Below are 24,927 nucleotides of genomic sequence, written 5' to 3' on the forward strand. Positions count from 1 at the left end.
CATGATTGACCGCATCGTCACATTTTCCGTCGAGCGCCGCTGGTTCGTCCTGCTCATTACGCTCATCGCCACGGTCATCGGAGGGTGGGCGATCTCGCGCCTGCCGATCGACGCCGTTCCCGACATCACCAACAAACCAGGTTCAGGTAAATATCAGCGCGCCGGCCCTCTCGCCCGAGCTGGTCGAGAAGCAGATCGCCTTCCCGATCGAAACCGCCCTCGCGGGCGTTCCCGGCCTTGAATATACTCGCTCCTTGAGCCGCAACGGGTTCGCCCAGGTCACGGCGGTTTTCTCGGATTCTACCGACATCTATTTTCGCGCGCCAGCAGGTATCCGAACGGCTGCGCGTCGCGGAAGAAAGCCTGCCTGACGGTGCAGTCCCGACGATGGGGCCGATCGCGACGGGCCTTGGCGAAGTCTATATGTGGACCGTCCACTTCCAGCACCGGAAGGAAGACAAGCATAAGCCGGGCGAGCCTGGGATGCAGCCCGATGGCAGTTACATCACGCCGGAGGGCGACCGGCTCGTCAGCGAGGCCGATCAGGCGACCTATCTGCGCACCACGCAGGACTGGATCGTCGCGCCGCTGCTGAAGAATACGCCGGGTCTTGCCGGCGTCGACTCGATCGGCGGCTATGTGAAGCAGTTTCAGGTGATCCCCGACGTCCAGCGGCTCGCCGCTCTCGGGCTCAACCTGACCGATCTGTCGCGGCCCTGCAGGAGAACAATGTCGGCGTCGGCGCCGGCGTCGTCGATCGCGGCGGCGAGGGTCTCGCCGTCCGCTCCGACGCGCGCATCCGCAACGTGGGCGAGCTGGCCGGCACGGTCATCGCCACCCGCGAAGGCACGCCGATCCGACTGGATCAGGTGGCGCAGGTGCGTCTCGGTCAGGCGATTCGCTACGGCTCGGCGTCCGAGAACGGCAAGGAGGTCGTGGTGGGCACCGCGATCATGCGGATCGGCGAGAACAGCCGCACCGTCGCCTCGGCGGTCGCGGAACGAATCGACGGATCAACGCATCGCTGCCGACCGACGTGGTGATCAGCCGGTGCTTGACCGCACCGCCCTGGTCAACTCGACGATCAAGACCGTGGCTAAGAACCTGAGCGAAGGCGCGCTGCTCGTCATCGTGGTGTTGTTCGTGCTGCTCGGCAATTTCCGGGCGGCCCTGATCGCGGCGCTGGTGATCCCGATCACCATGGCCATGACCAGCTTCGGCATGTTGCAGGGCGGCGTCTCGGCCAACCTGATGAGCCTGGGCGCGCTCGACTTCGGCCTGATCGTCGATGGCGCGGTCATCATCGTCGAAAACGCGCTGCGCCGGATAGGCGAGCGGCAACACCATTACGGCCGCACACTGGAATTGGACGAACGATTGTCGGTCGTGGCGCAGTCCGCGCGCGAGATGATCCGGCCCTCGGTATTCGGGCAGGCAATCATCATCCTCGTCTATGTGCCGCTGCTCACGCTCACCGGCGTGGAGGGCAAGACCTTCACGCCCATGGCGCTCACCGTCATTATCGCGCTCGCCTTCGCCTTCATCCTCTCCCTGACCTTCGTGCCGGCCATGCTCGCGATCTGGCTATCGAAGCCGGTCGAGGAGAAGGAGGGCCGGATCATGACCTGGCTCAAGCGCAAATATGAGCCGGGTCTTGATCGCGCGATGAAACGGCCGACGCTCACCATGGGCGTGGGTCTCGGCGCGTTCCTTGCGGCCATCCTCACCTTCTCGTTTTTTAGGCCAGGAGTTCCTGCCCCAGCTCGATGAGGGCGACCTGACCGCACAGGTGCTGCGCGTGCCGGGAACCTCAATCGATCAGAGCCAGGCGATGCAATCGCGGATCGAACGCGAGTTGGGCAAGCTGCCGGAGGTAAAGTTCGTTTTCTCGAAAACAGGGACGGCCGAACTCGCTGCCGATCCTATGCCACCCAACATCTCCGACACCTTCATCATCATGAAACCGCGTGATGAATGGCCAGACTCGGGCCTCAGCAAGGCCGATCTGGTGGCGAAGGTCGAAAAAAACGCTCGAAAGCCTGCCGGGCGGAGCGTTTGAGATCACCCAGCCCATCCAGATGCGCTTCAACGAGCTGATCGCCGGCGTGCGCGGCGATGTGGCGGTCAAGGTGTTCGGCGATGACACCGACGCGATGAACACCACCGCAAACCAGATCGCGGCCATCCTGCGCAAGACGCAAGGCGCGACCGATGTTCGGGTCGAGCAGACCGAGGGGCTGCCGATGCTCGATATCCGGCCCCGCCGCGATACCATATCGCGGCTCGGCATCACCGCGCAGACCGTGCAGGACACCATCTCGGCCGCGATCGGCGGGCGGGACGCCGGCATGATCTTCGAGGGCGATCGGCGCTTCGCCGTCACCATCCGACTGTCCGACGTGGCGCGCGCCAACCTGCAAACGCTCGGCCAGGTGCCGGTGCCCTTGCCGGGCGGCGGGTTTGTGCCCTTGCAGAGCGTGGCCGACATCGGCGTGACCGATGGCCCGAACCAGATCAGCCGCGAGAACGGCAAGCGGCGCGTCGTCGTGCAGGCGAACGTGCGCGGCCGCGACGTGGCAGGCGTGGTGGCGGACGCACAGGCCGCGATCGACGCCCAGGTGCGCCTGCCCGCCGGGCAGTATCTCGATTGGGGCGGCCAATTCGAGAACCTGCAATCGGCGAGCGAGCGGCTGATGCTGGTCGTGCCCGCCTGCTTCGCGCTCATCATCCTGCTGCTCTACGGGGCATTGGGCAGCGTGCGCGATGCGGCGATCGTCTTCACCGGTGTCCCGCTGGCGCTGGTGGGGGGCGTGCTCGCGCTGTTCCTGCGCGGTATGCCCTTCTCGATCTCGGCGGCGGTCGGGTTCATCGCCCTGTCGGGCATCGCGGTCCTCAACGGCCTGGTCATGGTGACGTCGATCCAGGGGCTGATGGCGCGCGGCATGGAGCGCGCCAAGGCGGCCCATGAAGGCGCGATGATGCGGCTGCGGCCCGTGGTCATGACGGCACTGGTCGCCAGCCTCGGCTTCGTGCCGATGGCGATTGCCAGCGGCGCCGGCGCGGAAGTGCAGAAGCCGCTCGCAACAGTCGTTATTGGCGGCCTGATCTCGGCGACGCTGCTGACGCTGTTCGTGCTCCCCACGCTCTATGCCCGCTACGGCCGCCGCGAGACGGATATCCCGGCTCCGGCCAAGCGGCCCGATGCACCGCCCGCCGATCCTGTCGAGGCTCCGCTGTGAGCCCCGGCACCGGCCTCATCACTTTGGACACCCAGCGAAGGGCAAACCGGCCATGAAGGAAACAACCTCCTTCGCCCTGTCCATCACGCCCATCCGGGCCTGGACACACATCGTCGATCTGGCGGCGTTCGCACTATGGCACCCCAGCTATCGCTTTCGTGGGACCGCCGCGCCCGATGCGACCGTGGGCCTGACATTCGGCCTGCTCAAAGGCGAGCTGCCGCTGAGGGCCGATGCCAGGATCATAGCCTATGAGCGGGCTCACCGGCTCGCGTGGCGAACGGGCCTCGGCGGGGTGCTCGCCCTGCATGAAGAATATGTGTTCGACGGGGCCGGCGAACAGACGCAGGTTCGCCATATGATCGCGGTGGAAGGGGTGCTGAGTCCGCTCGGCTATGTCGTCCGGCGCGGCTTGCGCAGCGCCATGCGGGCGCAGGATGCGGCGCTGATCCGCTATCTCACCAAGGAAGTGCGGGGAAGCGGCTTCCCGGTCAACCGCCATCGCCGGCGGGTCCGCAAAGCACAGCTCGTTCCGAAAGGCCGGCCATGACTGATCCTGCATCCTCGGGCGCGGATACGGAGCGGCGCACGCTGTGGATTGTCCTGATCCTCAACGCTGTGATCGCGCTGGCCTTCCTTGTGGCCGGCATCAGCGGCGATTCGAGCGCACTGCTCGCCAATGGCCTCGACAACCTCTCGGACGCCGCAGTCTATGCGTTGAGCCTGATCGCGTTGAGTCGAGGCGCAAAATGGAAGACCCGCGCCGCGACCGTATCAGGCGTCATGCTGCTGATTTTCGCCGGCGGCATCCTGCTCGATGTCGGGCGGCGATACCTTCAAGGGAGCGAGCCGATCGGCGTCACGATGATGGCGATGTCGGCGGTCGCGGCCGTGGTCAATTTCATCTGTCTCAGGCTGCTGCAACGGCTGCGGAAGCCCGACGTCAACCTGCGCGCCGCGACCACCTTCAGCTTCAACGACTTCATTTCGAATGGCGGGATTTTGATCGCCGGCTTGCTGGTCTGGTGGCTCGGTTCGAACTGGCCCGATCTGCTGGTCGGGTTTCTCACCGCGATCATTGCCATCAAGGGCGGCGTCGAGATTTTACGCGATGCGTGGAACGAGAGTCGCCAAGTCAAAGAGACGAAAGCGTAACCCTGATCGTTAGTTTTTATGCTGATCCAAGTGAAAGGATACTGCCATGGCAGAAAACCAGAAACACCAAGGGCTGTTGTGCCCGACGTGCCGGGTCGATCTTGTAATGAGCGAGCGCCAAGGCATCGAAATAGACTATTGCCCACAGTGTCGTGGTGTCTGGCTTGATCGCGGCGAACTCGACAAGATCATAGAGCGCAGCGTCACCGACGATGCCGCAAGGCCGACAAGTGGCCGCCTCGGCGTGTTCGGCGAGCGCAGCCATGGCGATCAAGGCGGCAAGCACGGATATGAGCGGGGCCATCATGGTCGTCGCAAGGGCTTTCTGCGCGAACTGTTCGACTGAACTCCTGTGGATCGGCCGCCGCACAACGAGTCCTTCGGGTGTCCGTGTGAGAACGGCCCGCGCCATGGGCGTGTCCCCTTAAACGCCCATGGCGAACGATCGTGGAAAAGGAGGGGAATGGCGGCTCGGCGACCAAAGAGCGGCCCGGTTCGATGGATTATCCTCGCAATCGGGCTTGCCCTGGCGCCGGGCCTGCTCGGCTGCTCGCCGTCGCCGAGCGACAGTAACAGCGACGTGTCTCGCGATCGACAATTGCCCTATTTCATCGGCGAGCATTTCTATGCCTGCCCCGATGGTTCGCGCCTCGATGTCGATTTTCTTGGCGATGGCCTTACCCTCGACATCAAGACAATTCCAAATGCTGTCCCTGTGCGAGTAACCGCGCCGGCAAGCGGGCTGACCTATGTCGGCCACAATCTCAACGTGACGATCTCGGGCGGGGACCGGATCACGCTTATGCGCCCCGGCGCGCGCCCTCTGGCTTGCAAGAGGGTGCCATCCAGGTCCGCGCCCCCCTGATAGCCACTCCCGCCCGCCTGACCACGAAATCGCCCTCGCGAAGGGAAAACGCCATGAACGACAAGCTCAAACTCGACATCCCGGTTATCCTTCCCGATCTGCCCGACGCGGCCGACGCCTGCCTTGATCGCCTCGTCTCCACGCTGGTCTCTCGCGATGGGGTCGAGCGCGCTCACGTCATTACCATTGATGGCGATGATCCGGCGGCGCTTTGTATTCACTTCGATGCGGGGAAGCTGCCCCTGTCGCGGGTGCGCGACATGGTGCGGGCGGCGGGGGCCGAAATCACCGAGCGCTTCGGTCATGCCATCTGGCAGGCCAAGGGGATCAATCACGAGCGCCGCGCCCGCACAGTGAGCGAAGCGCTCAGCGCCATGAAGGGCGTCGTGCAGGCGAGCGCCAGCACGAGCGGATCGATTAGAGTTGAATATGATCGGCGCGAGACGACGGAACAGGATATCCGCGACGCTTTAGGTAAGCTCAACGTCGGTCTCGGGAAGCGGATTGCGGCCGACGAACACGCCGGTCACGATCATGGACCAGCAGGCCATAAGGCCAGCGAAAAGAAGCATCGCCCCGGTGACGGTCACGATCACGCCCATGGCGGATTGCTAGGGCCGAATACCGAATTGATCTTCGCGCTGGCCTGCGGCGCTACGCTCGGCCTCGGCTTCGCAATCGAGAAGCTGGTTGCTGGCGCGCCTTCGTGGTTGCCGCTCGCGCTCTACCTCGCCGCCTATGTGTTCGGCGGCTTCTACACGGTGCGCGAGGCGATCGACAATCTCCGCCTCAAGCGGTTCGAGATCGACACATTGATGCTCGTCGCTGCCGCCGGCGCTGCGGCGCTGGGGGCATGGGCGGAAGGCGCGCTGCTGCTGTTCCTGTTCAGCCTCGGCCATGCCCTCGAACACTATGCCATGGGCCGCGCCAAGCGCGCGATCGAGGCGCTGGCTGAACTGGCGCCGCGCACCGCCATGGTGCGGGCGTCCCGATGGTGGCACCAGCGAAGTTCCGGTCGAGGATCTGAAGCTCGGCGATGTCGTCATCGTGAAGCCCGACGAACGGGTCGCGGCCGATGGCTTCATCGTCAAGGGCATCACGGCGATCAACCAGGCCCCGGTCACGGGCGAGAGCATGCCGGTCGATAAGCGGCCCGTGCAGGACGATGCGGCTTCCCGCCAGAACCCCGATCGCGTCGATGCGGCAAGCCGCGTATTCGCCGGCACGATTAATGGCAGTGGCCTGATCGAGATCGAAGTGACCCGCCTGTCCACCGAAAGCACGCTTGCCAAGGTGGTGAAGCTGGTGAGTGAGGCCGAAACGCAGAAGTCGCCGACGCAGCGCTTCACGGACCGATTTGAGAGGTTCTTCGTGCCGGCGGTCCTGGCGCTCGCCTTCTTGCTGCTGTTTGCCTGGGTCGTGGTCGACGAGCCGTTCCGCGACAGCTTCTATCGCGCCATGGCCGTGCTGGTCGCCGCAAGCCCCTGCGCGCTCGCCATCGCCACCCCCAGCGCGGTCCTCTCGGGCGTCGCCCGCGCCGCGCGGGGCGGCGTCCTCGTGAAGGGCGGTGCGCCGCTTGAACTGCTCGGCTCACTCGACGCCATCGCGTTCGACAAGACTGGCACGCTCACCAAGGGCGAGCCACGCATACAGGAGATCATCCCGGCGGCGGGCGTGAGCAAGGAAGACCTCATGACGGTGGCCGTCGCCGTCGAATCCCTGAGCGATCATCCGCTGGCGCAAGCCATCGCCCGCGATGGCCGCGACCATATCGGGGACCAGGCGGTGCCGAAAGCCGACGACCTCAAGAGTTTGACGGGTCGCGGCGTGTCGGCCGTCGTCGGGGAGGATGAAGTTCTGATCGGCAAGGCCGAAATGTTTGGCGCTGACGGCATCGCACCGCTCTCAACCGAAATGACGGCCGCGATCGAAAAGCTGCGCGAGGCCGGGCAAACGAGCATGGTCGTCCGCCGCGACGGCAAAGACCTGGGCGCGATCGGCCTGCTCGATACCCCGCGCGAGGCGGCGCGGGACGCGCTCAACAAGCTACGGGCGATCGGCATCAAGCGCATGATTATGATCTCAGGCGATCATCAGCGCGCCGCCGATGCGATTGCCAGGGAAGTCGGCCTTGATGAGGCATGGGGTGATCTCATGCCGGAAGACAAGGTTGAGGCGATCAAGAAGCTCCGCGCCGAGACCAAGGTCGCCATGGTCGGCGATGGCGTCAACGACGCCCCCGCTATGGCGACGGCGACGGTCGGTATCGCCATGGGGGCCGCTGGGTCCGACGTCGCGCTCGAAACCGCCGACGTCGCCCTGATGGCTGACGATCTCGCGCATCTCCCGTTCGCGGTCGGGCTAAGTCGGAGCACGCGTTGGGTGATCCGCCAGAACGTGTTTGTGAGCCTCGGCGTGGTCGCCTTCCTCGTGCCTGCGACAATCCTGGGCCTCGGTATCGGTCCTGCGGTCGCGATGCACGAAGGATCGACGCTGCTGGTGGTGTTCAACGCCCTTCGGCTGCTTGCCTATCGCGATCGGGCATAGCCCACTTCCATGCCAAGGCGAGGCTGCTACCGCTGGCTGCACTTGAGGTCGATTGACGATATAGCGAGGGAAGAGGGGGAACCGCCTGCGTTCGCGACTTCTTCATCCACGCAACGCTGCCTCGGCGTGCGGGTGTCCTTCGGCTGCTCTTCTACCACGTAAACCGTGCCATGGTCCGGCGTAACGATGGTGCGCACCCGGGGCCTTTTCGTGCGAACGGCCCCCGGCTGCGCCGGCACGACATAAACGGTGCGGCCATCCGTCGTGGTGACGACGCGCACCTGATCTCTCGACTGCGCCGCGATCGGTGCGGCCGCACCGATCGCGAGCAAAGCGGCCCCCAATGCGACGGCCAATGATTCGGGTCGCGCCATAGCGAACTATATCGGCTCGCTCAGTGTTAGCATCAAGTTAATGGCCATGGTTAGATCAACACTCGCTCCACCTCGTCGAGGGTCACATCATCAGGCCGCCGATCGTAGAGCTGGGTAGTGCGCGTCGAGCTGTGGTTCGCCATCGTCGCGGCCGCCTCCAAGGTGCCGCCGTTCTTCAAATAGGTGGTGATCCCGGTCGCGCGGAACGAATGGTTGCCGATCGCCGTCCCGATCTCGGCCGCGCCTGCGCGCCGGCGCACCATCGCAAAGGCATTGGCTTGGGGCAGGGGGGTATCGCTTAGTCGCTTAGTGCCGCGCGCGATCGTGCGGAACAGCGGCCCCTTGCGATCCTCGCGCAAGCCGCAGCCGTCGATATAGGCGGTCAGATAATCCTCTAGATTGTGATGGCAGGGCATTTCGTGGCGCTTGCCGCCTTTCTCATGCAGGCGGACCCATAGCCGCCTGTTCTGCATGAATACGTCCTCGACCCGCATCGCCAGCGCCGCGCCGATCCGCGCGAAGCTATAGACCATCAACCCGATCAGGGCGCGGTCGCGCAGGCCCGCATGGGTGGTCACGTCGATGCTGTCGAGCAACCGCCGCGCCTCGTCGGGGGCCAGCACCGGCGTCTTGCCGCGCCGCTGGCTATGCGCCGGCCCGCGCACCGATCCGGCAGGGTTCACCGGCACGATATGGCCCGTCACCAGCCAGTCGAACAGGTGGCGCACGCCGGCGAGCTGCTGCTTGACGCTGGGCGCGGCCAGCTCGCGCCCCAGCGCCTCGACCCAGGCCGCAACGTGGAGCGGTTGCACGACCTCAAGCGAGGCGACGCCGCGCGCCTCGCACCAGGCCAGGAAGTCGCCGGCCGCGCGCGCATAGGCGCGGCGCGTATGCGGATTGCGGATGGTGACGGCGAAGAACTCAAGGAAGCGCAGCCGCACGTGCTCGTCGGCCGCCGCGATCAAGGCCGGCAACGCCAGCGCCGGCGAGGGCAGGGGCGCGAGCTGGTTCATCGTGCGATCTTCTGCCAGCAGGCCGGCTCGGGGCGGGGCTTCGCCAGCTCCCGGCACAATTCGTCAAACACCTCATCGGCGGGCCGGGTGCGGCCCGCCTTCACGTCCTCAAGCCCGCGCCCGACCGACTCGTCCAAAATCCGGCGTAGCAGCTCGTCGCGCAAATCGCGGTGCGGCTCGATGTCGATGAAGTTCTTGACGATCGCGAACACCGCCTCGGACGGATCGACGAAATGGCCCTGCTCGACCCGCTCTAGCAGCCAGTCGGCCATGCTGCCGGGTAGATACGCCTCGAAGCGCAGGCCGCCCGCGCGCGCCTGCTCGCGCAGCGCCTTGGCCTGGTCGCGCTCGGCGTAGTTGTCGGCAAAAGCCTCGTCCTCATTTTCGATCATGCCGGCATCCTTTTCTGCGGTGGATCTTCGGGGGCGTTTAAACGCTCTCGGCGGGGTCGCCGCGATAGCGCACCCAAAGGTCGCCCATCGCGTCGCGGTAGCCCCAGGCGTCGGCGTAGGTGGTCGCCTCCTGCGCCAGATAGGCCATGATCGTCAGCATATCCTCGGCAATGACGGCATCGACGTTGCACAAGTGGATGATCGGGAAATGGCCGCACTCGTCGCCGTTCCACCAGGCCAGGAGGAAATCCGCGACCTTGCCCGATGCGCCCGTCTCGGCCGCGCGCGTGGACGGCATGGCGATGGCGAGCAAGCGGCCGATCGCCTCGCCGACCTCATCGAAGCTGACGTGCCGGATGACGGGACGGCGCTGCGGGGGTGTCGGGGCCGTCTCGGACATGGCGATCATGGTCCTTTTGAATGTGTGATAAAGGACATTATCACACATAGAACGGCATGTGAATCCGGGGCAGGGCGATCAGCCGCCCGAAGGCAAGGGCAACTAGAGCCAACTGGATGCCCCTATCGATGGGTCCGCGTGGCGTAGTGAACCAAACCACTTTATTATGAAGCGATTGTAATCTCTGCTTCAAAGAGGTGGCAGCTAGCCGTGCCACAGCTTCAACAGCGGGCCAGATCGGTTCGCGTCAGCCTAAAGGAGGTGATCACTTGAACGACTGCCGCTCGGGAGCGGCAACCAACATGCTTCCAAGGCCAGTACGGCACGCTTACCCCTGGGCAGACCGATATTCCTGGCCCTGGAGCAGGCACCTTGCCTAAGGCTGACGCTCCGGCCGCTGGCACCCTCATCCGGCGGTCGGAGCAAATTCAGTGTGGATTGGTGCCGATGAAATTACTTCTCGTTGAAGACGATGAACCGACTGCCGGCTATGTCTGCCAGGGTCTTGCCGAGCTCGGGCACGCTTGCGATCTTGCGAGCAATGGCATCGACGGGCTTACAGCCGGGCTAACCAAGAAATACGATGCGATCATCCTCGATCGCAACCTGCCTCACCTCGATGGGCTTTCCGTCCTGCAGGCACTACGCGCTCAATCGCTGCGAACTCCCGTCCTGATCCTCAGTGCGCTCGGCCAGGTCGAGGATCGCATCAGCGGATTGAACGCTGGCGGAGACGACTATCTGACGAAGCCCTTCTCCTTCAACGAGCTCATCGCAAGGCTGACGGCGATCATTCGGCGCGCAGAGGGAACCACAGTCACGCCGCACGTGCGACGGATTGCGGACCTCGAACTCGATCTGCTCACGCGCGCCGGTCGGCGGGGCGATCGGCGCATCGAGTTTTCCAACAAGGAGTTCCAACTGCTCGACTATTTCCTTCGCCATGTCGGGCAGGTTGTAACGCGTACTATGCTTATCGAAGCCGCCTGGGACTACAGCTTCGATCCCGGCACCAATCTGGTCGATGTCCATATCAGCCGCTTGCGTGCGAAGCTCGAAGCTGAAGGCGAGGCTCCTTTGCTGCATACGGTTCGCGGCGCCGGCTATCGACTTGATACTCGCTAGGCCGCCGCGAACATCAGCGGCAACGATGCGTGGTGCGCTATGGGTCACGCTCGCTGTGCTGCTGGCCACTGCTACCGCGCTCACGCTGCAATATGTCCGAACCTTCAGTGTTCTCGAAGCCGAGTCCAGGCATATGGTCCAGGCCGAGGTTGCCGGCCTGATGGAGCGCTATCGCTCGGGAGGGCTAGAGGAACTCGCGCAGTTCATAGCCCGGCCCCAGCCTCCAGCCGATGCGCGCGATTATATCTATCTAATTGGAACCGCGAGCGGCCGAATCGTTGCGGGCGATCTCGATCGATGGCCAAGCGCAGCGCAGCGCCAAGGATGGCAAATCCTCAATATACCGTTCCGCAGTGGTCCAACGCTGCGCGTGAGGCGGGTCGAGGCGGAGGTCGTGTCGCTGGGTTCGGGCAACCGACTGCTGGTCGGGCACCTTGCCGATGGCCGCGATCAACTTGGCGTACGATATCTTGAAACGCTCGGGTGGTCGATCGCCGCGACCGCACTGATCGGCCTTGCCCTCGGATGGTGGATTAGCCGACGTGCGCTGCGGTTTGTTGAGCATACTGCCGAGGCGGGGGAGCGCTTCCTAGCCGGACGGCTTGACGAACGCCTCCCCGTTACGGGTCGCGGTGATCAATACGATCACCTTGCTCAGGTAGTGAACGCCTGCTTCGAGGAGGTGGAACGCATGATTGACAGTTTGCGCGCAGCTACGGACGGGCTGGCACACGATCTGAAGACGCCACTTACGCGGATGAAGGTTCGGGCCGAGCTTGCGCTGCTGCGGCAAACCCCGGCGGATGAGCAATTCCTTGTCGCCACCACACGCGACGTCGACGCGCTACTCAAACTCATCAACGACCTCCTTGCCTTGGCGCACGTTGACGCACTCACGGCGAACATGCTTGAGCCGCTCGACCTCGCCGATATCGCGCGCGAGGCCCTTGAGCTCTACGAGCCTGTTATCGAAGCGGCTGGTCGCCACCTGATTGCCGACCTCCGGCCGGCGACGACGCGCGGCGCTCGCTCCTTGCTTGTGCAGGCAGTCTGCAACCTGATCGACAACGCGATGAAACATGCCGCGGATAGCTCGATCAAGGTTACGACTGGCCACTCCAGAGCGGAAGCGGAAATAAAGGTTTCTGACGCAGGACCCGGCATTGCGGCGGGCGACCGCAGCCGAGCCATTGAGCGGCTCGTCCGGTTGGATGCAAGTCGATCCACGGAGGGCAGTGGGCTGGGCCTGTCGATCGTCGCCGCCGTCGCGCGGGCCCATGGCGGTGCGCTCGCACTTGAAGACAACCATCCCGGATTGAATGCGTCGATACGCCTGCCTTCGGGAGCAACGCCGAAGCGCTGCTTAGGGCCGGAGATTACACATTTGTCACTATTGCGGCATGGGGATGCATCAATCTCGCGGTAGTGGAGTCGAGCGGTTCAACTGAAGGGCAACGGACACCAACGTCGCTCCTTCTCTATTTCCGCAGCACGACAACAACGCCGCTCCATGGGCGGTGCCATTAATCTCCTCTGGAACAAGGAATTGAAATGGGAACGAGCTCTCATGCAGGCGCTGCCGATCACCACGAGAAGGCGGCGAAGTCGCATCGCGCCGCTGCGGAACACCAAAAGAGAGGCAATCACGCCATGGCTGCGAAGCATGCGGAAGAGGCGCACGGGCACTCGTCCGCAGCACATGCAGAGTCGACCTCCGCGCGTGGGAGCGGCAAAAGGTTGAAGTAAGTCGGCGGTGTCGGCGAGCGGATCAGGGCGGCGCCATCGCTCGCCTGTCGGCACAGGGCCGAACCGTTCATAATATGACTTTAGAAGCCCGCGCGGCAATGCAGGGGCGGTCGGCGGGCACCCGCCCCACCGCAGCAATATTGCACAGTGTCATCTTGGAGATTTGATTGTGAGAAATGGCGTAACCGGCCTGTTAACGGCCGTGTCCTTGGCGTTGGCCGCTCAATCCGCGCAAGCGCAGGTGACAACGAGTTTTCGAGGCTTCCGAGTTGAAGGACAGGTGGGTCTAGATCGCTTTCAGTCTCAGGGCACTCATCGGAACAAGCTCGGCTATGGCGGCGCTGGAGGCTTTGACGGTGTCATCAACGACCGATTCGTCATTGGTGCCGAAGGAAGCTATTGGCGAGGGAACAAGTGGACTGAAAACTGCACATCAGGCGCGATTGGCGGCACCATCTGCACCAAGTCGTTCAACGAACTGGGCGCTTCCGTCCGCGCGGGCGTGTTGGTGAGGCCGAACATACTGGCTTATGTCTCCGGAGGCTACGTCAACAATGAACAGCGCAAGCGGTTCTCGGTACCGCGCGGCCAGACATCCTTCTATGACCACTATCGTACGGACGGCTACCAGATCGGCGGAGGCGTGGAATACTCCCTCACCGACAGGTACTACGTCAACGCGGCGTACAAATACTCTCAATACAATGACCACACCGCTCGTCAGCGGGCGATGCTAGGGTTCGGAGTACGACTTAACCCCTAAGTGAAAGTCGGCGGGCATCGAAGTGGCTCCTTTTCCCTTTATGGGTCGCCTTGCTCCCTGCCGGATATCGAAGAGCCATACCGCCGGCAGATTACGGTGCCAATAATCAGCGCCGATGCACAATGCGTCCAACGAGCTTTGGCAGCAAGCGAGGTACAACGAGGAGACCGAGGGCGCCGATCGCCCAAACGACGATGATAAGCGGCTTCAAGACTGCTTGCAGGAAGACGGTGGCCTGACCAAGAAAGCCGCTGGCGTTTATGCTCTGCGCCACGCTGGCCGCCTCCTTGCCGACTCCTGTCGCGAGCACAAGACCGGCATTCGCGGCCACCCAGCCGAGGACGGGATCGACCAGCGCGTAGCCGGTCCAAGCGAGCAGCGACCAGATCGCCAAGCTGACGAGGACAACGATCCACGAGATCGGCCTCGAAACTCTCTCTTCGGGGTAGTAGGCTGGTGGCCTGCCCGTTGGCCCCCCGTGAAGGGAACTGTGCTCGCCGGGATTACTCCGTGGCGAGCGGCCATAGCGCCTGTGTCCGCCCATGTCTGTCTCCCTTGTTGATGTGCAAGATCGGGATGGATCCTCAATAGCTGTAGGAAATTTGATATGCTCGAAGCGCTGCGGCGAAGCCGCTAGTGGCGTTCATCCTCATCTCATGCGTCGGACCCATGACGAGATTGAAGTCTCGCCCAAGCTCCGAAATGAAGCCCAAGCTCAGTGGTGAACAGCCTACGCAGGATCCACGCGGAGAGCACTAGCATCTGGGTGAGGTCCCACTTTGGACCCATTTGGGGCATTTCAGCAAAGCGGACATCGGCCGCTTGAAGCAGGTCGAGCGTAGCAACTTCGTCGCACGTCAGCTGGTCCGAATAACGAATATTCGATTTGTGGGGGCATTTGCGCCACGCCGTGATCTGCTTGAAGAAATCGTCGAGTGGAACCGCCAGCATGGCACCCCCGAGAGGAGCCAACCGCTGGTGAAGTTCGGGAAGCGTGGCCAGCCTTTCCGCGCGACGCATTTTCCAGAGCCGCAGCGCGACCAGGACGATCTTCTCGGCCACGCTGAGGCCCTCCAACCCTCTGCGACCGCAAACTGATATGTAAATCACCGTTCGCCTTTCTAGGGCTTTACCGACCGCTGGGGATATGACTTGCAAGGCTAAAGCCAGCCTACATCGGCGGTTACATCATTGTCATACACGAGCGGGAACTTGGGAGAGCCTTGAGTGACGCCTGCCGCGAACGCTGGCGCGCGGCCGACGGACGTGCTGACGCTTCGAAGCGTGATTCTCCAGCGCAACGCCGCGCTTCGCGAAACCGCAAGCGTTGCGCCCACCACCAACGGGCTTCGAGGCGTCCAACCGACCGGGACACCGAGGACGCGATCCAGAAGGTGAATAGCCTTCAGGAACAAGGGGAGTCGCCACCGAATCCTACGAGCGGGGTCGATACGACCGACATCGCGACGGTCGCGCTGATCCAGCAGCGCGCTTCCGTCAACATCAAGGCCACGCTACAAATCCACAACAAACTTCTATCCGCCTACAAATACATCATGGATATGGCGATTTGAGCCGGTGGGAAGAACGGCCCCGGCGATCAGTGCCGGAACAGCCCCCCGAGGAACCCGCCACGCCGATATCCTCCATGGTGCCCGCCACCGTGATGGTCCCCGCCATGGCGCCCTTCGCCATAGCCCCAGGGCGCGGGCTGGACATCGGTGGGGCCGGGGGCAACATAATTTGTGCCGCCCTGTGACGGTGCTGCGGATGCCTCATAGGCAGCATTGCGCTCGATAATCTTGTCGAGCTCGCCGCGATCGAGCCAGACGCCCCGGCACTGCGGACAATAATCGATCTCGATTCCCTGCCGGTCGGCAAGCACGAGGTCCACCCGGCACACCGGACAAAGCAGACCCTGCACGCGTTGCGGTGCGGGGGCAGATTCGGACAAGTCTGTCATGATATTTTCCTCGTGCAAAGTTTAGCGGCCGGCGATCAGCATGGAACGCTCGATGGCGGGGCCCATGTAATGGCCGTAGTCGCCACGCCGGGCGAAACGCTCGCGCCGCTCCTCGCGAGCACGGCAGTTATTGTAGCGGTAGTCGCGCCGATCGTCATCGCGATAATAGGAGTCGCCATAGTGATCGTTATAGCGATAGCCGCCCGGTCCTGAAAACCGCCATAACCCGCGTAGCCGCCGCCAGCCTGCACCATCGCCGCTCCTGGAACAGCCCTCGCCAGCACGGCAGCCGCAACGATGAGGAAACCGTTTCATGGATCATCTCCTCGAAAGAGTGACGGATCGTCACGCCTGGAGGGAGGTTCTAAGCCGCACGCAATGAACGCGGCGGGAATGAGATCGGCAGCACCTGTGCATGTTGGTTCGACAAGCCAGGGCCTCAGTGATGGCCCCCATGCCCTCCACCGTGTCCGCCACCAAAATGGCTCCCGCGAAAATGCCCGCCGCCGAAGCCGTGATGTCTGGTTGCTCCCAGGCCAAACCCTACACCGATCGACCCATAATAGGGCCGGCCATAATAGCCGCCCGGATAATAGGGACTATACCCACGACTGTAGGACGCATCGGACACGGCCACCACGCAAGTCGGCTCCGCCGTCGCGGGGTCGGCGGGCGCGCCGGACCGTGCTGGCGGCGCGGACGGCGATGCGGGATCGGCTTCAACGCCGATCGGCTGGGCGGGGATCGCGCCCGGCATGGTGCAGGGAACCCGGTAATAAGAGTAGCGGGGCGCATATTGCGCGGTCGTGCATCCTGCGAGCAGCGCCATCGGAACAGCCGCCAAGCCGATCAGCTTCAATGTCTGGGACGGCATACTTCTCTCCTTGCCGATGCAGAAATCCGCTCAGTTTGTTTTTAGGCTAACACTACGCGCCTTCCCGCGCCAAGGAGAGAAGATTTGTTCCTACATCCAGCTTTTCTTGCCGTAGATGCGCTTCGCCGCATTCACGGCCTATTCAAGCGGATGTCATAGGATTGTTCCTACTCGTTGTTGGCGGCGAGCATAGAGGGGTCACTGCACGAAAGTGAAGTTTACGTACGCTAGGATCGAACGAACGGCGAACACTGACGGTGCTAACGTCGGAAGGGTATGACGACAGCCTGGTCGAGGAAGGCGCGCATACCTTCTTCATCGACGGTCTGACGAAAAGCGGCATGCGCGGCATCATCAGTCGCGAACAGGTTGTCCCAGACCGTAGACGTTCCATACTCGTTTTCGACTTCGAGCGACCAGTTCGGCTCATTTTCCAACCGAATGATGTTCACTCTCACGGTGACGCCCTGCTCGGTGACGATACCAGACAGGCTCGAGGTAACGATGTTGGGATCGCGTTCGTTCATCACTCTTTCCTCATACTTTGACTGCGGTCTTGGCAGTGGTGCCTTCGAGAGCCTTGTAGAGCGCGGTTTTGCCAACCTTGAGGCGCGTGGCCGCCTCGCGGACAGTCAGCCCTGCCGCGATATGATCGCGCGCCTTGCGCAATTTGTCAGGCGTGATGACCGGACGTCGACCGCCAAGGCTCCCTCGTTCCCGTGCAGCCTTCAATCCGGCGTTGGTGCGCTCGCGGATTAGATCGCGCTCGAACTGGGCAAGCGAGCCGAAGATGTTGAACACCAGCATGCCGCCTGACGTGGTGGTGTCGATCTGCTCGGTAAGCGAGCGGAAGCCGACGCCGCGCGCGGCGAGTTCGCCAACCTTCTCGATCAGGTGGCTCATCGAGCGGCCAAGACGATCGAGCTTCCACACGACCAGTGTGTCGCCAGCGCGCAGATAGGCCAGTGCCTCGGCCAAGCCTGGCCGATCGGTCTTTGCGCCGGACGCATGGTCGTTGAACGTCCGCTCGCAACCGGCCGCGTTCAGCGCGTCGTGCTGGAGCGCCAGCTTCTGGTCGCCGGTCGATACTCGCGCATAGCCAATCAGCGCCACAGCCGGTCCCAATCTGTCCGTTTTCCCATCGATTTGCATTCTTGTCCGAATCGCCATCACGGGTCCAGAGTTGACGGACATATTCATGCTGGCCGCCAGAGGACCGTCTGACGGACAGAGCGAGAAAGGTCGTGGCACATGGCAAGGCGGCGGTTGCTGACACGCGAGGCGCTCGCCCCGCATTACGATCCGCCGACCGAAGAACGGGAAATCGCCCGTTACTTCACCCTCAGCCGTGAGGATCTCGATCTTGTCGGCGAACGCCGGGGAGCGTCGAGCCGGCTCGGGTTCGCACTGCTGCTGCTCTACATGCGTTGGCCAGGCCGAGTGTTGGAGGCGGGAGAGAGGCCGCCCGGTGCCATCCTCGCCTTTGTCGCCGATCAGATCGACGTGCCGACAACGGCGTTCGACGATTACGCCCGTCGCGATGAAACCCGGCGCGCACATCTCGCCGATCTCATGCAGCGGCTCGGCTATACCGCTTTCGACCGGAACCACTTTCGCGCGATCGTGGCGTTCGCGATGCCGGTCGCGCAGACTGCCGCCCAGCCTCTCCTGCTCGCTGGCACCGTGATCGACGAGTTGCGCCGACGGCGGGTGCTACTGCCACCATCGGCTGTCATCGAGGCGATCGTCAGACACGCGCGCCAACAGGCCGAACAACTCACCCATGCAATCCTGACCAACGGCATCGAGCCGGAAAAGCTGACGGCGCTGGACGCCTTGCTGACCCGGCGATCGGATCAGGGGACAACATGGCTGGCCTGGCTGCGCAATGCCCCGCAATCGCCGGCGCCGCGCAGCATCCTGCGGTTGCTTGAACGGCTCGATCATGTCCGCACGCTCGACCTCGACCCGGCGCGCGCCACCATGATACCGTCGGCAACCTTCGATCGACTGGCCGACGAGGCAGTGCGGATCACGCCGCAACATCTCGGCGAGCTGGCGGCCATGCGCCGCCACGCGACGCTCGCGACCGCAGCCATCCGGCTCGAGGAAAGCCTGACTGACGCCGCGCTCACCATGTTCGACAAGCTGCTTGGCAGCATGGTGCGCCGCGCAGAAAACCGGACGCGCGACAAGGCGATCAGGACCGTGCGCGAGATGCAGGGGCATTTGCGCACGCTAACAAATAGCTGCCGCGTGCTGATCGACGCGCACGCCAAGGGTATCGACTCCCTTGCGCGTATCGGCCCCTTCGACTGGGAACGGTTCGGCTCCGCTGTCGCCCAAGCGGAAGTCCTCGTCCGCCCCGAGACGATCGACCGCACGGCCGAACTGATCGAGCGGCATCGCACGGTGAAGCTGTTCGCCGGTCAATTCCTGCGGGCGTTCGCTTTTCGCGGTGCCGGACCGGTCCAGGGCATCCTCGATGCGCTCGCCATCATCGCTGATCTCTACCATACCGGCAAACGACGCCTGCCCGACAAGGTGCCGCTACGCTTCGTGTCGGCAGGCTGGCGACCCTTCGTGATCCGCGACGGCGTCGTCGATCGCGCAGCCTATGAACTCTGCGCGCTGTCCCAGCTTCGCGACCGGTTGCGGGCCGGCGATATCTGGGTGGCAGGCAGTCGGCAATTTCGAGACTTCGACAGCTATCTCATTCCGCCAGCCACCTTTGCAGCGTTGCGCGAGAAGGGGCCGCTCCCGCTCGCGATCGAGTCCGGATTCGATCAACATATTGGGGAGCGCCGTGAGCGCCTGGACCGCGCGATCGAACGGGTGACGGTACTGGCCAGGCAAGGTGAACTGCCCCAGGTCCGCCTCGATGAAAATGGTCTGATGATCTCGCCGCTGAAGGCGATCACGCCACCCGCCGCAGAGGTCGCGCGTCGCACCGCCTATGATCGTCTCCCTCGCGTGAAAATCACGGACATCCTGCTCGATGTCGATGCGTGGACCGGCTTCGGCGACTGTTTCACACACCGGCGCTCGGGCCGTCCTGCCGACGATCGCAACGCGCTGCTGACCGTGATCCTCGCCGATGGCATCAATCTCGGCCTGACCCGCATGGCGGACAGCTGCCGGGGCGCGAGCCTGCGCCAGCTCGCCCATCTGCATGACTGGCACATCAGCGAGGCTGCCTATGGCGAGGCGCTGGGGCGCTTGATCGACGCTCATCGCGCAATGCCGCTCGCTGGATTATGGGGCACCGGCGTCAGTTCATCGAGCGACGGGCAGCAATTTCATGCCGGCGGGCGCGGTGCCGCGATCGGCGATATCAACGCGCGCAACGGCAACGAACCCGGCGTGTCATTCTACACCCATATATCGGACCAGTATGACCCTTTCGGCTCGCGCGTGATCGCCGCGACCGCAGGCGAAGCACCCTATGTCCTCGATGGCTTGCTGTACCACCAGACCGGGCTATCGATCGAAGAGCATTATACCGATACGGGCGGCGCGTCCGACCATGTGTTCGGGCTGATGCCGTTCTTCGGCTACCGCTTCGCGCCCCGCCTACGCGATATCAAAGAGCGCCGCCTGCATCTCCTGCCCGGGCAGGAGGCGGGGCCGTTGCTCGCCGGCATGGTCGGCGATCCGATCGCGTACGACCATGCAGCTGCGCATTGGGACGAACTGCTGCGGCTTGCCACCTCGATCCGGACCGGGACCGTCACCGCCTCGGCGATGCTGCGCAAGCTGTGCGCCTATCCGCGCCAGAACGGCCTGGCACTGGCATTACGCGAAGTCGGGCGGCTCGAACGCTCGATCTTCATGCTCGACTGGTTGCAGGATATCAATCTGCGCAGGCGAACCCAGGCCGGGCTGAATAAGGGCGAGGCGCGCAACGCGCTCGCCCGCGCATTGTTCTTCAACCAGCTCGGCGAGCTGCGCGACCGTCGGTTCGAAAACCAGTCCTATCGCGCCTCCGGTCTCAACCTGCTGGTCGCCGCGATCATCCTGTGGAACACCCGCTATCTCGAACAGGCATTGGCGGACATGAACACGTCGGACGACATTGCCCGCCATATCGCGCCGCTGGGTTGGGAGCATATCGCGCTCACCGGCGACTATAGCTGGGAGCGGGACGATCGGCCGGCACCGCATCAGCTGAGGCAGCTTCGCATTTCACCATCACTTCTTGCCGCGTGATATGATCCGGGGATGGGAATTGCCGACCCGCGCCCATTCAGGCGAGCAGGTCATCCATCGTCATGGCAGCCGAGACAGGAAGATCGGGCAACGCTGCAATCCTGGGAAGTCCATCACCACGCCAGATCGCACAGACTACACCTATGACCGTTGCCCCCAGCCTCTGTTACGAGCCGGGTAGCGTCCGCGACCGCACCGCCAGTCGTGATAACATCCTCAATGAGCACCACGCGCTTGCCTGAAACGTCGCCCCTTCGACCGCTAGGCAAGTGCCGTAGTCCTTCGGTGCTTTCCGAACGAACGCGGCGGGCATTCCTGTGGCAAGCGACAACGCCGTTGCTATCGGGCACACCCCCAAGTTCCAGTCCGGCAAGGATTTCTGCGTTGGCGGGGATCAATGGGATCATCTCCGCGGCCACCCTGCTCAGAAGATCAGGCCGAGCTTCAAATCGGTATTTGTCGAAATATGTAGATGATAGCTGTCCAGACCGCAGCCGGAACGTTCCTTCCAAGGCAGAGGCAGCGTTGATGTCGGCGGCTAGGGTCGGGTCGATCATGCGTACGTCTTGCCATAAGCAAACGGCCGCTTCCCATCACTTTTTGCCGTTCGTTTTCTGTTCTCGCCTAGCGTACGTAAAACTCACTTTCGTGTGGTGACCCCATAGAGAGAGGCTTTTATGAGCAGGAAGTCGATCTTGGCCCTGGCAGGCTTGGCCGCGGCCATGCTGGCGGCTTCGCCCGCGCTCGCGCGTAACGGGCACCACGGCACCGGCGTGAGCTGGAACGGCACGCACGGTGGCGTAAGCTGAGATGGCGGGCACGACTATTCCGGCATGGGCTACGGCGGCTCATCCGTCCCGCCCCGCGCTTACCACCCGTCCGACACCCCTCCTGGCGGTCTCGACCGCAACCAGGCTCCCTCGATCGTTCGTCCGAACAGCGATGCAGGCTATCCGCACCGCGCCTATCCGCCCGATGATTCGGCCGATCTTCACCTGCAGGGCGGTCACCGCTAGGACTAAGGTCTTGGGGCAGAGTCAAAGCGTGGCCCTCTGGTCAGGCGGTCGCCATTCATTATGCCCGATGGTTCACCGTCGCCCCTCCGATCCGATCCTGACCGTGCAGCGCACCGGCTTCTTCGCCTTAGCCGCCTGCTCGCGGCACGCCTGCACCGCCTCGCGGTTGCCGTCGGCGAGCGGCGAGGCCGCGACGATCGCGCCCCAACTCTCGGGCGCGGCCGTCTGCATCAACCGCTGCCCCGCATCCCATAGGCTGCGCTCGTCCAGCACGCGGGCCGCCATGCGCTCGGGCCATTGCCAGCTTGCCGGCGCGAGATGCGCGATCGGCCCCGCCAGCACGGCATAGAACAGCATCCCCAGCACCAGGCCGCCGCCACCAAAAATATACAGCCAGCGATTCTGTTCGTCGCCGCGCCGCGCCGATGCAAGCCAGCCTCCGATCTCCCGCACAGCCTGATCCAGCGCCGCGCGTGCCTCCGTGATAAGGCGCTGGTCCTCGCGACGCGCAGCCGTAGCGGCGCTCGCGATCTCGCCGGCCATACGCGCCGGGTCCATCGACAGCGCAGGGCTTTTCCGCATGGCGGCGATCTGCTGGGTCAGAACCCCCAGCGCCTTTTCGGTGCGCGTCAGCGTCGGCTCATAATCGGGAATGTCGATGGACTCGCGCGCGGCGGCCAGCCCCTCGACGGCGGCGCGCAACAGCGACACCTCGCGCGTGAGCCGCCCGAACGCCCGCGCCGCGCCGTCCTCACTCTCCCGGTCTTCTTCATCCATATGCGGTTCTCCTTACCGGCTCATGCCGCGATCACGGCCTATGCCAAGCTCCTGCGTCAACTGGCGGCCCAACTCGCCGCCGCCTATCTCCCGGCCCCGGTTCATGCCGATCTCAAGCCCCAGCTCGCGCGTGCGGCCACGCAGGATCGATTCCACCTGTGGATCGCGCTCAAGGCTTTTCGCCATGCCCGCCATCGCCTTGCCGGCCTTCTCCCGGCCCGCCATGTCGCCGGTGCGATAGAGGCGGTCCCGCTCCTGTTTGAGGCCCTGCCAGCGTTCCACGAACCGATCGGCACGCAAGTTGGGGTCGGCACGCACGCGCGCCTCCTGCGCATCGCGTCGAGCATCGGCCCGCTTCGCCCCGCCGCCGCCTCGCGCATCAAGGCGGGGTCGCGCTGCATCGCCGCCGACAGGTCGCGCGAGGCGCCCGGCCTAATCTGGTCTAGCGCCTGCGTCGCGCGCTCGAACGCGACTTTCTGATGTTCGAGGACCGGCGCACCCGACGCCCGCACCTGCAACACCGCTTCGGCCGAACGCGAGGCCCGCTCGACCGCGCGCGCATAGTCGCGGCCCTGGCCGCGATCGGCAGGCACCGGCGCGCGCTCCGCGCCCTTCAGCGGCGCGGCCGACAGCTTCAGCCCGTCGAACATGCCCCGCCTGGGGACCGCCTTCTCGCGCCCGCCTGCCGGCGTCGGCTCCGGCACCGGGCGCTGCGGAGCGGGCCGGAAGCCGTGGAACATGCCCCGCCGCGGTTGCCGTTCCGCCGCGGCTTGTCCCGCGCCAGCGCCGCGGTCGCCAGCATCGCGAACCGTGCGTGGATCCTCGCCCATCTGGCGCGAAGATCCACGCGGGGGACCAAGGAACTCCACCCCGCGTTTTTCGGGCGCATCCGGCAATCGGATCTCGCCCGACAATCCGCGCCGATCGGCGAAAGCGCGAACCTCCGCTTGCGCGTCCCGAACCATCGGATAATCCGACGCCATATCCTTCGCCCGCTCGCGCGAGAGCGTGCGGGTGAGCTGGCGCTGATCGGCGAAGTCGTCTCGGCCGTAATGGAGCTGCACCCCGTCCCGATGCCGCGACAGCGCCACATAGGCCGAATGGCGGTCCATCCCCGGGGTCGCCAGCACATGCGCCCGATCGATCGTCACGCCCTGCGATTTATGAATGGTGGCAGCATAGCCGTGATCGACATGGGCATAATCTTTCAGGTCGAACGCAACCTGTCGGCCGTCGTCGAGCCGCACCGCCATATGATCGGGCGACACGCGCTCAACCTTGCCCAGCGTGCCGTTCTTCACCCCTAGCCCGCGCTCGTTCTTGAAGAACATGATGCGGTCGCCGCTGGCGAACTCGCGCGCGCCCCGCTCGGCCGATATGCGCACGTCCTCGCCCAGCTCGCCCGTGCCGCGCAGCCGATCGCGCGCAGCCAGGTTCAGGTCACGGACCTCGGCATTGGTGTGGGTGAGGATCATCCGGGTCTGATCCGGCTCGGCGAGGCGCTGCGTGTCCCAGCGGTCCACCAGCTCGGCGCGCGCAGCATCGCGCGTCTCGGCTGCCTGCACCCATACCGTTCTGCTCATAGGCATGGATGGCCTCGCCGGTCCTGCCTGTCGCCAGCGCCCTGGTCGCTTGCCGTTGCCAATCCTCATGCTGCCGGCGAACCTCGCTGATCTCGGCCGCGCCATGCCGCTCGGCAAGACTGCGGAACGCCGCGCCAGCCTCGATCGCCTGTAACTGCTCGGGATCGCCGACAAGAACGATCTTAGCCCCAGCCCGCTCAGCCTCGCCCAGCACGCGCTCCATCTGGCGTGTGCCGATCATGCCCGCCTCGTCGATTATCAGCACGTCGCGCGGGCCTAGTAGCTCGCGGCCCTGGTCCCATTGATATTCCATGCTGGCGAGCGTCCGCGAGGCGATGCCCGAACCGCCTTCCAGCCCCTCGGCCGCGATCCCCGACAGCGCCGCGCCGCGCACCTGGTAGCCGGCCCGCTCCCATTCGTCGCGGGCGAATCCCAGCATGGCCGATTTGCCGGTGCCGGCATAGCCGACCACGATGGCAATATCCTTCTCGCCGGTTATATGCGCCAGCGCGGCCTCCTGCTGGCCCCCCAGCACCAGGCCCTCACTCCCGGCGGCGTCCATCCCCCTTGATCGCGATGCTGCCGGGAGACCATGCCCGCCCCGCTCCGCAAGCCGATCGCCGGCGCGCTCCAAACGCTGCTCGGTCGCGATCATGTCGCGGGAGGTAAAGCGGTCCTCGCCGCGTCCGTCCTTCCCCAGCGCCACCAGCTCGGGCGCGGTCCTCACCGCACTCATCACCTGGTCGAACTGATCCTTCCCGTCGCTATGGCGGAACGCGAACTGCGCCAGGTCGCGGCGCGTGAACGTCGCCTGTTGGCGCGTGATCGCGTCGAGCGCGATATTCGGGTTGGCGATAATCTTCTCGCCATTCTCACGCGCGATCCG

The 24,927-nt window shown here is 64.2% G+C and carries 22 protein-coding genes and 3 pseudogenes; 12 read left to right on the forward strand and 13 right to left on the reverse strand.

Features of this window, described 5'->3' with window-relative positions; all coding sequences use genetic code 11:
* Position 1: 1 nt before the first annotated feature.
* The 6 genes and pseudogenes from F1640_RS20220 to F1640_RS20245 all read left to right on the forward strand — a co-directional run bounded on the left by F1640_RS20220 (position 2) and on the right by F1640_RS20245 (position 7,806).
* Positions 2-3,239 (forward strand): annotated as a pseudogene (locus F1640_RS20220) (efflux RND transporter permease subunit).
* Between the two features lie 52 nt (positions 3,240-3,291).
* Complete coding sequence (locus tag F1640_RS20225) at positions 3,292-3,789, forward strand: SRPBCC family protein (RefSeq protein WP_194921605.1); 498 nt, start codon at positions 3,292-3,294, stop codon at positions 3,787-3,789.
* Complete coding sequence (locus F1640_RS20230; protein WP_194921612.1) at positions 3,786-4,394, forward strand: cation transporter; 609 nt, start codon at positions 3,786-3,788, stop codon at positions 4,392-4,394. Before F1640_RS20225 ends, F1640_RS20230 begins: the two co-directional genes overlap by 4 nt.
* A 106-nt stretch (positions 4,395-4,500) precedes the next feature.
* Positions 4,501-4,740, forward strand: coding sequence for a zf-TFIIB domain-containing protein (locus F1640_RS20235; protein WP_375336206.1), 240 nt, complete (start codon positions 4,501-4,503; stop codon positions 4,738-4,740).
* A gap of 234 nt (positions 4,741-4,974) precedes the next feature.
* Positions 4,975-5,259, forward strand: coding sequence for a hypothetical protein (locus F1640_RS20240; protein ID WP_309229328.1), 285 nt, complete (start codon positions 4,975-4,977; stop codon positions 5,257-5,259).
* Positions 5,260-5,312: 53 nt separating this feature from the next.
* Positions 5,313-7,806 (forward strand): annotated as a pseudogene (locus F1640_RS20245) (heavy metal translocating P-type ATPase).
* 26 nt (positions 7,807-7,832) lie between these two features.
* Here the strand turns inward: F1640_RS20245 and F1640_RS20250 are convergent.
* From F1640_RS20250 to F1640_RS20265, 4 genes are read right to left on the reverse strand one after another with little or no spacing between them, the layout of a single operon-like run.
* The gene (locus tag F1640_RS20250; RefSeq protein WP_194921616.1) at positions 7,833-8,180 is read right to left on the reverse strand and encodes a hypothetical protein; all 348 of its coding nucleotides are present in this window, start codon (positions 8,178-8,180) and stop codon (positions 7,833-7,835) included.
* 50 nt (positions 8,181-8,230) lie between these two features.
* A complete protein-coding gene (locus F1640_RS20255) occupies positions 8,231-9,193 on the reverse strand; it encodes a tyrosine-type recombinase/integrase (RefSeq protein WP_194921625.1) in 963 nt (320 codons plus the stop codon).
* Positions 9,190-9,585 carry a CopG family transcriptional regulator gene (locus F1640_RS20260; RefSeq protein WP_194921627.1) on the reverse strand — a complete coding sequence of 132 codons (396 nt, stop codon included), beginning with the start codon at positions 9,583-9,585 and terminating at the stop codon, positions 9,190-9,192. The genes F1640_RS20255 and F1640_RS20260 overlap by 4 nt, the downstream gene beginning before the upstream one ends.
* 37 nt (positions 9,586-9,622) lie before the next feature.
* Positions 9,623-9,985, reverse strand: a complete 363-nt coding sequence (locus F1640_RS20265) for a hypothetical protein (RefSeq protein WP_194921629.1) — start codon at positions 9,983-9,985, stop codon at positions 9,623-9,625.
* Positions 9,986-10,426: 441 nt separating this feature from the next.
* Between F1640_RS20265 and F1640_RS20270 the strand changes: the two genes are divergently transcribed.
* The 3 genes from F1640_RS20270 (at position 10,427) to F1640_RS20280 (ending at position 13,619) form a co-directional block, all read left to right on the forward strand.
* A complete protein-coding gene (locus F1640_RS20270) occupies positions 10,427-11,110 on the forward strand; it encodes a response regulator transcription factor (RefSeq protein ID WP_309229330.1) in 684 nt (227 codons plus the stop codon).
* 25 nt (positions 11,111-11,135) lie between these two features.
* Entirely contained in the window at positions 11,136-12,536 is a 1,401-nt protein-coding gene (locus F1640_RS20275) for a HAMP domain-containing sensor histidine kinase (RefSeq protein ID WP_194921634.1), read from the forward strand.
* Positions 12,537-13,025: 489 nt separating this feature from the next.
* Entirely contained in the window at positions 13,026-13,619 is a 594-nt protein-coding gene (locus tag F1640_RS20280) for an outer membrane protein (RefSeq protein ID WP_194921636.1), read from the forward strand.
* Between the two features lie 106 nt (positions 13,620-13,725).
* Here F1640_RS20280 and F1640_RS20285 read toward each other — a convergent pair whose 3' ends face one another.
* Positions 13,726-14,013 carry a hypothetical protein gene (locus F1640_RS20285; RefSeq protein WP_206694914.1) on the reverse strand — a complete coding sequence of 96 codons (288 nt, stop codon included), beginning with the start codon at positions 14,011-14,013 and terminating at the stop codon, positions 13,726-13,728.
* 260 nt (positions 14,014-14,273) lie between these two features.
* Complete coding sequence (locus tag F1640_RS20290; RefSeq protein WP_194921638.1) at positions 14,274-14,681, reverse strand: hypothetical protein; 408 nt, start codon at positions 14,679-14,681, stop codon at positions 14,274-14,276.
* Between the two features lie 161 nt (positions 14,682-14,842).
* Here F1640_RS20290 and F1640_RS20295 point away from each other — a divergent pair, with 161 nt between their 5' ends.
* On the forward strand, positions 14,843-15,193 hold the full coding sequence (locus F1640_RS20295) for a flagellar hook-basal body complex protein FliE (protein ID WP_309229329.1): 351 nt from the start codon (positions 14,843-14,845) through the stop codon (positions 15,191-15,193).
* A 26-nt stretch (positions 15,194-15,219) separates the two neighbouring features.
* Here the strand turns inward: F1640_RS20295 and F1640_RS20300 are convergent, their stop codons facing one another.
* From F1640_RS20300 to F1640_RS20320, 5 genes are all read right to left on the reverse strand, one after another.
* Positions 15,220-15,582, reverse strand: a complete 363-nt coding sequence (locus tag F1640_RS20300; protein ID WP_194921640.1) for a zf-TFIIB domain-containing protein — start codon at positions 15,580-15,582, stop codon at positions 15,220-15,222.
* A gap of 21 nt (positions 15,583-15,603) precedes the next feature.
* Complete coding sequence (locus F1640_RS20305) at positions 15,604-15,897, reverse strand: hypothetical protein (RefSeq protein WP_194921641.1); 294 nt, start codon at positions 15,895-15,897, stop codon at positions 15,604-15,606.
* A 124-nt stretch (positions 15,898-16,021) separates the two neighbouring features.
* Positions 16,022-16,456 carry a hypothetical protein gene (locus tag F1640_RS20310; protein WP_194921643.1) on the reverse strand — a complete coding sequence of 145 codons (435 nt, stop codon included), beginning with the start codon at positions 16,454-16,456 and terminating at the stop codon, positions 16,022-16,024.
* A 260-nt stretch (positions 16,457-16,716) separates the two neighbouring features.
* A complete protein-coding gene (locus F1640_RS20315; protein WP_194921646.1) occupies positions 16,717-16,983 on the reverse strand; it encodes a hypothetical protein in 267 nt (88 codons plus the stop codon).
* A gap of 10 nt (positions 16,984-16,993) precedes the next feature.
* Positions 16,994-17,569, reverse strand: coding sequence for a recombinase family protein (locus tag F1640_RS20320; RefSeq protein ID WP_026150044.1), 576 nt, complete (start codon positions 17,567-17,569; stop codon positions 16,994-16,996).
* Positions 17,570-17,707: 138 nt separating this feature from the next.
* Between F1640_RS20320 and F1640_RS20325 the strand changes: the two genes are divergently transcribed.
* The gene (locus F1640_RS20325) at positions 17,708-20,665 is read left to right on the forward strand and encodes a Tn3 family transposase (RefSeq protein WP_026150043.1); all 2,958 of its coding nucleotides are present in this window, start codon (positions 17,708-17,710) and stop codon (positions 20,663-20,665) included.
* Between the two features lie 677 nt (positions 20,666-21,342).
* Positions 21,343-21,474 carry a hypothetical protein gene (locus tag F1640_RS25495; RefSeq protein WP_255530636.1) on the forward strand — a complete coding sequence of 44 codons (132 nt, stop codon included), beginning with the start codon at positions 21,343-21,345 and terminating at the stop codon, positions 21,472-21,474.
* Between the two features lie 279 nt (positions 21,475-21,753).
* Here the strand turns inward: F1640_RS25495 and F1640_RS20330 are convergent, their stop codons facing one another.
* On the reverse strand, positions 21,754-22,458 hold the full coding sequence (locus F1640_RS20330; RefSeq protein ID WP_194921648.1) for a DUF6118 family protein: 705 nt from the start codon (positions 22,456-22,458) through the stop codon (positions 21,754-21,756).
* Positions 22,459-22,470: 12 nt separating this feature from the next.
* Positions 22,471-24,927 (reverse strand): annotated as a pseudogene (traA, locus tag F1640_RS20335) (Ti-type conjugative transfer relaxase TraA); the annotation flags it as partial.

This window comes from Novosphingobium sp. NBM11, from assembly GCF_015390225.1.
In the GTDB taxonomy this organism is placed as follows: Bacteria; Pseudomonadota; Alphaproteobacteria; order Sphingomonadales; family Sphingomonadaceae; genus Novosphingobium.

What these genes read in the sequence shown, in the direction of transcription:
- F1640_RS20310 (WP_194921643.1), bottom strand. Translation starts at nt 16,456, where the DNA reads ATGCCGTCCCAGACATTGAAGCTGATCGGCTTGGCGGCTGTTCCGATG.
- F1640_RS20265 (WP_194921629.1), bottom strand. Translation starts at nt 9,985, where the DNA reads ATGTCCGAGACGGCCCCGACACCCCCGCAGCGCCGTCCCGTCATCCGG.
- F1640_RS20305 (WP_194921641.1), bottom strand. Translation starts at nt 15,897, where the DNA reads ATGAAACGGTTTCCTCATCGTTGCGGCTGCCGTGCTGGCGAGGGCTGT.
- F1640_RS20300 (WP_194921640.1), bottom strand. Translation starts at nt 15,582, where the DNA reads ATGACAGACTTGTCCGAATCTGCCCCCGCACCGCAACGCGTGCAGGGT.
- F1640_RS20275 (WP_194921634.1), top strand. Translation starts at nt 11,136, where the DNA reads ATGCGTGGTGCGCTATGGGTCACGCTCGCTGTGCTGCTGGCCACTGCT.
- F1640_RS25495 (WP_255530636.1), top strand. Translation starts at nt 21,343, where the DNA reads ATGAGCAGGAAGTCGATCTTGGCCCTGGCAGGCTTGGCCGCGGCCATG.
- F1640_RS20325 (WP_026150043.1), top strand. Translation starts at nt 17,708, where the DNA reads ATGGCAAGGCGGCGGTTGCTGACACGCGAGGCGCTCGCCCCGCATTAC.
- F1640_RS20330 (WP_194921648.1), bottom strand. Translation starts at nt 22,458, where the DNA reads ATGGATGAAGAAGACCGGGAGAGTGAGGACGGCGCGGCGCGGGCGTTC.
- F1640_RS20315 (WP_194921646.1), bottom strand. Translation starts at nt 16,983, where the DNA reads ATGAACGAACGCGATCCCAACATCGTTACCTCGAGCCTGTCTGGTATC.
- F1640_RS20255 (WP_194921625.1), bottom strand. Translation starts at nt 9,193, where the DNA reads ATGAACCAGCTCGCGCCCCTGCCCTCGCCGGCGCTGGCGTTGCCGGCC.
- F1640_RS20230 (WP_194921612.1), top strand. Translation starts at nt 3,786, where the DNA reads ATGACTGATCCTGCATCCTCGGGCGCGGATACGGAGCGGCGCACGCTG.
- F1640_RS20260 (WP_194921627.1), bottom strand. Translation starts at nt 9,585, where the DNA reads ATGATCGAAAATGAGGACGAGGCTTTTGCCGACAACTACGCCGAGCGC.
- F1640_RS20225 (WP_194921605.1), top strand. Translation starts at nt 3,292, where the DNA reads ATGAAGGAAACAACCTCCTTCGCCCTGTCCATCACGCCCATCCGGGCC.
- F1640_RS20250 (WP_194921616.1), bottom strand. Translation starts at nt 8,180, where the DNA reads ATGGCGCGACCCGAATCATTGGCCGTCGCATTGGGGGCCGCTTTGCTC.
- F1640_RS20235 (WP_375336206.1), top strand. Translation starts at nt 4,501, where the DNA reads ATGAGCGAGCGCCAAGGCATCGAAATAGACTATTGCCCACAGTGTCGT.